The sequence below is a fragment of the Leifsonia sp. SIMBA_070 genome (assembly GCF_046534635.1).
GTDB lineage: Bacteria > Actinomycetota > Actinomycetes > Actinomycetales > Microbacteriaceae > Leifsonia.
Window position 1 is genome coordinate 1 of the sequence record NZ_JAWRYK010000571.1, and the last position, 255, is coordinate 255.

Consider the following 255-nt stretch of genomic DNA (forward strand, 5'->3'; position numbering starts at 1 on the left):
GGCGATCTGGCACCGGCACAGCTTGCCGCCTACGGAACTCCGGTCTCTGACCCGATGCCCGGCGACATCATCTACTACGCCGACGGCGGCATGGGCTTTGCTCACATCGCCATCTACATCGGTGACGGCCAGGCCATCCACAGCGGATGGAACGGCAACCAGACTGTTCAGCAGAGCGCTAACGTCGGTTCCGGTGCCGCTTACTACCGCGTAGCCTAATCACTTCGCAGTAGGTTGTCCGCGGGGCGGGAAGCG

General features: G+C 63.1%; 1 protein-coding gene. It reads left to right on the forward strand.

Going from position 1 to position 255, the window contains the following annotated elements:
- Window positions 1-219: NlpC/P60 family protein (locus tag SB754_RS21505; protein WP_410784355.1), on the forward strand; the 219-nt coding region annotated here is incomplete at its 5' end.
- Window positions 220-255: the final 36 nt, after the last annotated feature.